1 protein-coding gene is annotated in these 2,098 nt (G+C 63.0%); it reads right to left on the bottom strand.

Annotation, left to right across the window (positions count from 1 at the left end):
• The coding region (gene secA, locus VDP82_RS17455) for a preprotein translocase subunit SecA (RefSeq protein ID WP_323016089.1) at positions 1-2,098 on the bottom strand (2,098 nt) is incomplete at both ends.

Here is a 2,098-nt window from a genome sequence, read left to right as displayed (position 1 = left end):
GCGTCACCAGATGCTCGCGCCACAGCCCGTCGATCGATTGCAGCAGGATGGATTTTTCCACCTGGCGCATGACGGTGGGATTGGTGGCGCCCGCCGCTTCCATGGCGGCGATGGTGCGCTCTTCCTTGGCGGCGGCGGCGGCATCGGCCGCTTCCATGATGCGCTCGGTGACGATCTCGGCGTCGATCCCCTCCTCGGCCGCCCAGTCGGCGATGGGCAGGTCGAGATTGAGATAGGTGCGGGCGGCGGCGGTCAGCTGCTCGATGTTCCACTGCTCGGGATAGGAGCGCGGCGGCACGGCCTTGGAGACGATGTTCTCCACCACGTCATGGCGCATGTCGATGACGGTCTCGCTGACATCCTCGGCATCCATCATTTCCAGACGCTGCTCGAAGATCACCTTGCGCTGATCGTTCATCACGTCGTCATATTTGAGGATGTTCTTGCGGATGTCGAAATTGCGCGCCTCGACCTTGCCCTGCGCCCGCTCGATGGCCTTGGACACCCAGGGATGGGTGATGCTCTCACCCGCTTCCAGCCCCAGCCGGCCCAGCATGGTATCCATGCTCTCCACCGGGAAGATGCGCATCAGGTCGTCCTGAAGCGAGAGGAAGAATTTCGAGTGGCCCGGATCGCCCTGGCGGCCCGAACGGCCGCGCAGCTGATTGTCGATGCGGCGCGATTCGTGCCGCTCGGTGCCGATGACCATCAACCCGCCGGCATCGAGCGCCCGCGCCTTGTCGGCGGCGATCTGGCGCTTGATCTCTTCGATCTTGGCCTCGCGCTCGGCCCCTTCCAGCCCTTCGGCTTCCTTCTGGATGCGCATGTCCAGATTGCCGCCGAGCTGGATGTCGGTGCCGCGCCCGGCCATGTTGGTGGCGATGGTGATGGCCCCCGGCAGGCCGGCATCGGCCACGATGAAGGCTTCCTGCTCGTGATGGCGGGCATTGAGCACGTTCATCGCGCCCACGCCCTTCTTCTTGAGCAATTCGGCCAGCATTTCCGATTTCTCGATCGAGGTCGTGCCCACCAGCACCGGCTGGCCCCGGCCGTGGCATTCCTTGATGATATCGGCGATGGCGTCGAATTTCTCGTCGGCGGTGCGATAGATGGCGTCGTCGTCATCCTTGCGCTGCACCGGCAGATTGGTCGGGATGGTGACCACTTCGAGCTTGTAGATGTCGGCGAATTCCTCCGCCTCGGTGGCGGCCGTGCCGGTCATGCCCGCCAGCTTCTTGTAGAGGCGGAAATAGTTCTGGAAGGTGATCGAGGCCAGCGTCTGGTTTTCCGGCTGGATCTTGACCCGCTCCTTGGCCTCCAGCGCCTGGTGCAGCCCTTCCGAATAGCGCCGCCCCGGCATCATGCGGCCGGAAAACTCGTCGATGATGACCACTTCGTCATTGCGGACGATATAGTCCTTGTCCCTGCGGAAGAGCTTGTGGGCGCGCAGGGCCGAATTGGCATGGTGCACCAGCGCCACGTTTTCCACGTCATAGAGCGAATTGCCCTTGAGCAGGCCCCGCTCGGCGAGCTTGGCTTCGAGCTTTTCCACGCCCTGGTCGGTGAAGGTGGCCGAGCGGTGCTTTTCCTCCAGCTCGTAATCGCCCTCCTCGATGAAGGGCATCAGCTCGTCGATCTTGATATAGAGGTCCGAGCGGTCCTCGGAGGGGCCCGAAATGATCAGCGGGGTGCGGGCTTCGTCGACGAGGATGGAGTCCACTTCGTCGACGATGGCGAAGGCATGGCCGCGCTGCACCATCTGGGCGCGCGTATATTTCATGTTGTCGCGCAGATAGTCGAAGCCGAACTCGTTATTGGTGCCATAGGTGATGTCGGCGTCGTAGGCGGCCTTGCGTTCCTGGTCGGTCAGGCCATGAACGATGATGCCATAGCTCAAGCCGAGGAAATTATAGATCTGGCCCATCCAGCTGGCGTCGCGGCGGGCCAGATAGTCGTTGACCGTCACCACATGCACGCCCTCGCCGGTCAGGGCATTGAGATAGACGGCGAGGGTTGCCACCAGCGTCTTGCCTTCGCCGGTGCGCATCTCGGCGATGGAGCGGTCGTTGAGCACCATGCCGCCGATGAGCTGCACGTC

Origin of the sequence: Devosia sp. (assembly GCF_034675085.1) — a bacterium.
Taxonomy (GTDB): domain Bacteria; phylum Pseudomonadota; class Alphaproteobacteria; order Rhizobiales; family Devosiaceae; genus Devosia.
The sequence above is the reverse complement of the archived record's forward strand: the minus strand, read 5'-3'. Positions and strand labels throughout refer to the sequence as shown.